Source organism: Pseudomonas sp. GD04158 (genome assembly GCF_029834875.1).
Classification (GTDB): domain Bacteria; phylum Pseudomonadota; class Gammaproteobacteria; order Pseudomonadales; family Pseudomonadaceae; genus Aquipseudomonas; species Aquipseudomonas hydrolytica.
The window spans coordinates 1-7531 of record NZ_JAODYT010000121.1 but is presented as its reverse complement, the minus strand read 5'-3'; the positions used below and the strand labels follow the sequence as shown (position 1 = coordinate 7531).

General features: G+C 68.5%; 6 protein-coding genes. 5 read left to right on the top strand and 1 reads right to left on the bottom strand.

Annotated features, from left to right (window positions below; all coding sequences use genetic code 11):
- From N7333_RS23210 to N7333_RS23200, 3 genes are all read left to right on the top strand, one after another.
- The coding region (locus N7333_RS23210) for an L-carnitine dehydrogenase (protein ID WP_279859445.1) at nt 1-772 on the top strand (772 nt) is incomplete at its 5' end.
- Nucleotides 773-878: 106 nt separating this feature from the next.
- Nucleotides 879-1355 carry a thioesterase family protein gene (locus N7333_RS23205; protein WP_129481911.1) on the top strand — a complete coding sequence of 159 codons (477 nt, stop codon included), beginning with the start codon at nt 879-881 and terminating at the stop codon, nt 1353-1355.
- 89 nt (nt 1356-1444) lie between these two features.
- Nucleotides 1445-2632: a gamma-butyrobetaine dioxygenase gene (locus tag N7333_RS23200; protein ID WP_129481910.1), complete on the top strand. Its 1188-nt coding sequence runs from the start codon at nt 1445-1447 to the stop codon at nt 2630-2632.
- A 45-nt stretch (nt 2633-2677) separates the two neighbouring features.
- Here N7333_RS23200 and N7333_RS23195 read toward each other — a convergent pair whose 3' ends face one another.
- Nucleotides 2678-3073 (bottom strand): YkgJ family cysteine cluster protein, encoded by a 396-nt coding sequence (locus N7333_RS23195; RefSeq protein WP_011920733.1) that lies wholly within the window; start codon nt 3071-3073, stop codon nt 2678-2680.
- 224 nt (nt 3074-3297) lie between these two features.
- Between N7333_RS23195 and N7333_RS23190 the strand changes: the two genes are divergently transcribed.
- Both N7333_RS23190 and N7333_RS23185 read left to right on the top strand, forming a co-directional pair.
- A complete protein-coding gene (locus N7333_RS23190) occupies nt 3298-6921 on the top strand; it encodes a DUF2339 domain-containing protein (RefSeq protein ID WP_129481909.1) in 3624 nt (1207 codons plus the stop codon).
- The coding region (locus tag N7333_RS23185) for a DUF3999 family protein (RefSeq protein ID WP_279859444.1) at nt 6918-7531 on the top strand (614 nt) is incomplete at its 3' end. The genes N7333_RS23190 and N7333_RS23185, both read left to right, overlap by 4 nt.

Below are 7531 nucleotides of genomic sequence, written 5' to 3'. Positions count from 1 at the left end.
CGCCTCGCTGGAGCGCCTGCGCTTCGTGGACACCATCGAAGACTGCGTACGCGATGCCGATTTCATCCAGGAGAGCGCCCCCGAGCGCCTCGAGCTCAAGTGCGAGCTGCACGCGAAGATCAGTGCCGCGGCGCGCCCGGATGTGTTGATCGGCTCCAGCACCTCGGGCCTGCTGCCCAGCGAATTCTATGCAGACGCCAAGCATCCCGAGCGCTGCCTGGTCGGCCACCCGTTCAACCCGGTCTATCTGCTGCCGCTGGTGGAGGTGGTGGGCGGCGCGAAGACCGCCCCTGAGGCGGTGCAGGCCGCCATCGAGGTCTACCAATCGCTGGGCATGCGCCCGCTGCATGTGCGCAAGGAGGTGCCGGGCTTTATCGCCGACCGCCTGCTCGAGGCCCTGTGGCGCGAGGCGCTGCACCTGGTCAACGACGGCGTGGCGAGCACCGGCGAGATCGACGATGCGATCCGCTTCGGCGCCGGCCTGCGCTGGTCGTTCATGGGCAGCTTCCTGACCTACACCCTGGCCGGCGGCCCGGCCGGCATGCGTCACTTCATGGCCCAATTCGGCCCGGCGCTGAAGCTGCCCTGGACGTACCTTGAGGCGCCGGAGCTGACCGAGGGGCTGATCGACGCGGTGGTCGAGGGCACAGCCGAGCAGCAGGGCGAACGCAGCCTGGATGCCCTGGAGCGCTATCGCGACGATTGCCTGCTGGCGGTGCTGGAGGCGATCCGCCAGACCAAGGCCAAGCATGGCTTCGAGTTCGCCGAGTAACCGCGTCTTTCCGGTGCGCGCGGCGCACCCTACGGGCGACTCCTGTCCAGCTCCCCTCTCCCGTTGAAGGGAGAGGGGGCGGGGAGAGCCTCAACGGAAGCTGAACATGAATCTGCCGACTTATCGCACCACCATTCCCCCCGAGTGGGTGGATTACAACGGCCATCTGCGCGATGCCTTCTATCTGCTGATCTTCAGCTACGCCACCGACGCGCTCATGGACTACCTGGGCCTGGACGAGGCGGGGCGCGCCCGCAGCGGCCACACTCTGTACACCCTGGAGTGCCACCTCAACTACCTGGCCGAGATCAAGCTCGGCGCCGAGGTAGAGGTGCGCACCCAGTTGCTGGCGCATGACGGCAAGCGCCTGCACATCCACCACGGCCTCTACTACCCGGAGGGCGAGGAACTGCTCGCCGCCAGCGAGCAGATGCTGATGAACATCGACACTGCCGGCGGCCGTTCGGCCGCGTTCGACGAGCAGGTGCGGCAACGGCTGCTGGCGTTGGCGCAGGCCCATCGGAGTCTGCCCATACCGCTGCATGTCGGCCGGGTCATAGCCTTGCCCCCGGCCAGGGCCTAGTGCCCGGCCGGCAGGCCAGGATGGCCTGGTGTGCGTCCCCCCATCTCTGACAACAATTTCGCGGGCCAGCATCCCGCAAGGAGACCGCCATGAATGCCGTAGATCCCTCGCTCCAGGCCGCGCCCATCGCCGATTGGCGTACCTACCCGATCAGTGCCGACCTGGTCGGCCTCAACGCTACCCGCGACAGCCTGCTGGTCACCTGGAGCGATGGCCGGGTCAGCCCCTTCCATTACCAGTGGCTGCGCGACAACTGCCCCTGCAGCCAGTGCGTCTACGGCGTGACCCGGGAACAGCTGCTGGAGATCGTCGACGTGGCGGAGGAGCTGTCTCCACAGCGGACCCGCATCGACGAGCAGGGCCATCTGCTGATCGACTGGCTGGGCGGTCACCACAGCCGCTTCCATCCCGGCTGGCTGCGGGCCCACGCCTATGACCCGGCATCGCGCGAAGAGCGCCAGGCGCAGCGTCCGCAACCGCAGCTGTGGGGTGCCGAACTGGCCGAGCAGTTGCCGCGCTTCGACTACCAGGCGGTGCTCGAGGACGACGCCACCCTGTTGCGCTGGTTGCTGGCGGTGCGCGATCTGGGCCTGACCCAGCTGGTGGCGGTGCCGGCCAGCGAGGGCGTTCTGCTCCGGCTCGCCAAGCGCATCTCCTTCATTCGCGAGAGCAACTTCGGCGTGCTGTTCGACGTGCAGTCCAAGGCCGATGCCGACAGCAACGCCTACACCGCCTTCAACCTGCCGCTGCACACCGACCTGCCGACCCGCGAGCTGCAGCCGGGCCTGCAGTTCCTGCATTGCCTGGTCAACGATGCGACGGGCGGCGAGAGCGTGTTCGTCGACGGTTTCGCCATCGCCGAGGCACTGCACCAGGAGTCGCCCGAGCTGTTCGACATCCTGTGCACGACGCCGGTGGAGTTCCGCAACAAGAGCCGCACCAGCGACTACCGTTGCCTGGCGCCGATCATCGCGCTGGATGCCGAGGGGCGGATCGGCGAGGTGCGCATGGCCAACTTCCTGCGTGGCCCGTTCGACGCGCCGGTCGAGCGCATGCCGGCGCTGTATCGTGCCTATCGGCGCTTCATCGCCCTGACCCGCGAGCCACGCTTTCGCCTGCAGCGCCGGCTCGAGGCCGGGCAGCTGTGGTGCTTCGACAATCGGCGGGTGATGCACGCGCGCACCGAATTCGACTCGGCGAGCGGCGCGCGGCATTTCCAGGGGTGCTATGTCGACCGTGACGAGCTGCTGTCCCGGATCCGCGTGCTGCAGCGCTGATATACCCGAAATGCGCGGCGCTGCAGCGCGCCGCGCATGTCCGGCCTACTTCGGTTTGTAAGCGCAATACCCCGGCCGCGGGCCGACCTTGGGATGATGGCGGCAGGTATCCGGGCGCTTGTCGTAGACGGTGCACAGGCGCGTCTTGCGATCGAGGAACAGGCAGTCGTTGTTGGACATGCGGGTCAGGGTGAAGATGCCCGACTTCTGGTTGAAGCGCTCGACCACGCCATCCTTCTGCAGGCGCTTGGCGATGTTCTTCGGTGGCTCGCTGCGCTCGAACTCGTCCACCAGCTCCAGACGGATCAGATCGTTCAGGCGTACTTCCACCGGCAGGGTGCAGCAGCTGGAGATGCAGCTGTGGCACATGTCGGCCGTGTATTTGGCCCAGGTTTCCAGGCGGTCGATCTCGGCGGCGGCTATCAGGCGGGGCTTCATCATGGCTTTATCGTGCGGTCTGCGCCGCTGCTGTCACGGGGCGGCGATGATAGCGGGCGCGCGGCATTTGTGAAGCACCGGCTGGCAGTTGGCTACTTTGCGTTGTGCCTGTGACCTGGGTGGCAGTCGTCTCTCTGTGGCTGGACGCTCGCTGCTCCTATACTGGCAGCCACCTCGGGCTGCCGGCAGGGACGCGAGGACACTTCCACAGCGGTAGGACATAACGCATGCAATGGATCTTCATGCTGGTCGGACTGGTGCTCGGCGCGGGCGCCAGCGAATCCGTCACGGGCGCCATTCTTGGCGGCCTGCTCGGCCTCAGTCTGGGGCAGGCGCTGCGTCTGCAAGGGCTGGAGACGCGCAACGCGCAACTGACCGCACAGCTCAAGGAATTCGCCGAGCGCTTCGAGCGCGGCACGCGCGCCATGCACGAGCGCCTGGTCAAGGTGGAGCAGGGTCAGCGCGATGAACCCGCGCCCGAGCCGACTCCAGCCCAGGCCAGCGTCAATAGCGAGCCGCAAGCCGAACAACCAGTGGAATTGGTGGTGGCGCAGGCCGCCGAGCCGACGCCGGAACCGGAGCTGGACTGGACGCTGGCGCCGGAGATCGAGGCGCCAGCCCCGCAGCCGGCCGCAGAACCTGCACCCGCCGCCGCACCAACTGCTCATCGACCGCCACCCGCGCCGCAGCAAAGCCCCTGGCGCGCGCAGACGCCGCGCGAACCGAATCTGCTCGAACGCGGCTTCGCCGCTGCCAAGGCCTGGCTGCTGGGTGGCAACACCGTATTGCGGGTCGGTGTGGTGCTGCTGTTCCTCGGCCTGGCCTTTCTGCTGCGCTACGCCACCGAAGGCGTCGAGGTGCCGATCGAGCTGCGCTACATGGGCGTGGCGGCCAGTGCCCTGGCTCTGCTCGGCCTGGGCTGGTGGCTACGCCGGCGCAATCCCGGTTACGCCTTGGTGCTGCAGGGCACCGGTATCGCCGTGCTGTACCTGACGGTGTTCGCCGCCATGCGCCTGCACCCATTGCTCGACCCCGGCATGGCGCTGGGGCTGCTGGTGGCGGTCACGCTATTCTCGGCGATTCTCGCCGTGCAGCAGAACGCCCTGGGCCTGGCCGCCGCGGCAGCGCTGGGCGGCTTCGCCGCACCGATCCTGACCTCCACCGGCAGCGGCAACCATGTCGCGCTGTTCTCCTATTTCGCCCTGCTCAATGCCGGCATCTTCGCCATCGCCTGGTTCAAGGCCTGGCGCCTGCTCAACCTGATCGGCTTCGTCGGCACCTTCGGCATCGGCTTCGCCTGGGGCCTGCGCTCCTACACGCCGGAGCTGCTGGGCAGCACCCAGCCGTTCCTGATCCTGTTCTTTTTGATGTACGTGGCCATCGGCCTGTTGTTCGCCCGCCGTACCCTGCGTGACGCGGCGGATGCGCCCGAGACGCGTGACGAGCTGCTGCGCTGGTCGGCGCGGCGTGGCGATTATGTCGATGCCACCACCCTGTTCGGCCCGCCACTGATCGGCTTCGGCCTGCAGGTGGCGCTGGTGCGCCATATCGAGTTCGCTGCGGCGTTCAGCGCCCTCGGCCTCGGTCTGTTCTATCTGCTGCTGGCGCGCATACTCAAGGCGCGCGCCGGCGAGCGCGCCTTGCTGCTGGTGGAAAGCTGCCTGGCGCTCGGCGTGGTGTTCGCCAGCCTGGCCATTCCGCTGGGGCTGGATGCGCGCTGGACGGCGGCGGCCTGGGCGGTGGAAGGCGCCGGTATCTACTGGCTCGGCCTGCGCCAGGGCCGACCGCTGGCGCGCGCCTTCGCCCTGTTGCTGCAGCTCGGCGCAGCGCTGGCCTTCGTCAGTGGCCTGGATCTCGGCTACGCCAGTCTGCTGGAGGGTTCGCCGCTGGGCGCGCTGATGCTCGGCGTGGCGCTGCTGTTCAGCTACTGGCAACTGCGCCGCGAACCTGAGGCGGGCAGCGCCTGGGAGAGGCGCCTGCTGCCCTGGCTCGGCATTGCCGGCCTGGCGTTTCTCTATCTGATCGCACCGCTGCTGTTCGAGGCCCCCGGCACGGCCATCGCCTGGGCGCTGGCGGGGCTGGCGACGCTGTTGGTCGGGCTGCGCATCGCGGCGCCGAACTTCGTCTACAGCGCCTTTGCCGTGCAGCTGCTCGGCGGGCTGCTGTTCCTCGGGCAGATGGCACTGGATTCGCTGTTCGGCGGTAACAGCTTCAAGGCGGGCTGGTTCGGCTTGCTGGCCGCGTCGATGGTCGGTTTCGGCCTGATTGCCGGCATGCTGCTGGCGGCGCGCGACCCGCAGATTCGCGAGAACCGCCGGCTGCTCGGCGCATTGTCGATGGTCATGCTGGTGGGCCTGGTGTTCATCAATCTGGCCGTGCTCTTCGTGCTGCCCTGGGTGGCGGCTGCGGCGGTATGGGGCGGCACGGGGCTGCTGATTCTTTGGCTGGCGCTGTATCTGCAGCAACGCGCCGCCTTCCTGTTCAGCCTGGCGCTGCAGCTGTTCGCCGGCCTGGCCTTCCTCGCCGCCGGGCCGCTGCTGCTGGCAGGAATCAGCGGCGAGGGGCTGTCGCCGTTGGCGCATACCGGCTTCTGGACGCCCGCTGTGCTCGGCCTGGCCGCGCAGATCGGCGCCTGGCGTCTGCACAGCCTGGCGCACGGCGGTCGCGAGACGGGGATCGACGGCGTCAGCCTGCAGCGCCTGGGCCAGCTGTTACTGGCCTGGGGCGCGGCCTGGTGGGCACTGGCCCTGGCCAGCGAGGTGCTGCGCTTCGTGGCGCCGCAGCTGCAGGCAGCTGTTCTGTTGCTGGCGGCGGCGCTGACGACTCTGCTCTGGATGCTGCTGGCGCTGCGCACGCGCTGGCGCGAGCTGTCGCTGCTGTGCAGCCTGCTGGCGCCGGTGGCCGGTCTGATCCTGGCCTATGCCTGGCATCCCTTGCATCACCCGGCGGCGAATTTCGGCTGGCTCGGCTGGGCTGCGGTGCTGGTGGTGCATCTGCTCGCCCTGCGCCGTCTGGCTGAACTGCTGCCGAGCCGCGCGGCCAGCATTGCCCATGTGCTCGGCTGCTGGTTGCTGATCGGCGTGCTGGCGCTGGAACTGCGCTACCTGCTGCTGAGCCTGGCCGATCACTACAACGCCTGGCGCTGGCTGGGCTGGGCGCTGCTGCCGACGGCCTATCTCTGGCTTATGGCGCAGGCGCGTCGCCTACCCTGGCCGGTGGCCGGCTTCGAGCGCGAATACCGCCTGTGGGCAGCGGCGCCGCTGGCGGCGCTGATGCTTGGCTGGTTCTGGCTGGCCAACGCCAACAGTGCCGGCGACAGCGATCCGCTGCCTTACCTGCCGCTGTTCAACCCGCTGGAGCTGGGGCTGCTGCTGTGCCTGGGCGCGCTGCTGGCCTGGGGCCGCTTCGCCCTGCCGCGTCTCGGCCTGGAACCTGCGCGAGCGCTGCAGGTGGTGCAGGGCGTGGCGGGGTTGTCGCTGTTCGCCCTGCTTACCGTGATGGTGATGCGTACCGCGCACCACTGGGGCGGCGTGCCCTGGCAGAGCGCTGCGCTGTTCGACTCGATGCTGGTGCAGGCCGGGCTGTCCATCGTCTGGACCCTGATTGCCCTGGCACTGATGCTCTTCGGCCACCTGCGCATACGCCGCGAGCTGTGGCTGGTGGGAGCGGCGCTGATCGCCCTGGTGGTGGCCAAGCTGTTCTTCGTCGAGCTGGGCAACCGCGGCGGCCTGGAGCGCATCGTGTCGTTCATCGGGGTCGGCGTGCTGCTGCTGGTGGTGGGTTACTTCGCCCCCTTGCCGCCACGCAAGACCGAACCTTCAACCAGCAACGAGCAGGAGCCTGCCGCGTGAATATCCTTCGTCTTGGCCTGCTGCTGTCCCTGTCGCTGAGCGCCGCGCTGCAGGCCGCCGAGCGTGCGCAGGACTTTCGTCATGCCGCGCCGTTGCAACTGTCCGGCGAGGGCCCCTGGTACCGCCTGGAGCTGCCGATCGCTGCGCACTTTGCCGCGCAGCATGGCGACCTGCGCGACCTTCGCGTGTTCGATGCCCAGGGCAAGGTTCAGGCCTATGCGCTGATCCCGGGGCGCAGCGAGACCGTGGCGCATGAACAGGAGCACGGCGTGCGCTGGTTTCCCCTGCATGGCCGCGCCGATGCACAGGCGGCGCCGGCCTTGCGGGTCGAGCGCAGCACCACGGGCACACTGATCGAGCTGCGTGGCGAGTCCGCCGCCGAACCGGACCAGCAACTGCGCGGCTGGCTGCTCGACGCCAGCGCCATCGACGCCCCATTGGTGCGCCTGAGCCTGGACTGGAGCGGTGGCGAGGACGGCTTCCAGCGTTTCAGCATCGAAGCCAGTGACGACCTGCAGCGCTGGCAGAGCTGGGGCGAGGGGCAGGTGGCACGGCTGAGCTTCGCCGACGAACGCATCGATCAGCGCCAGATCGAGCTGCCCGGCCAGCG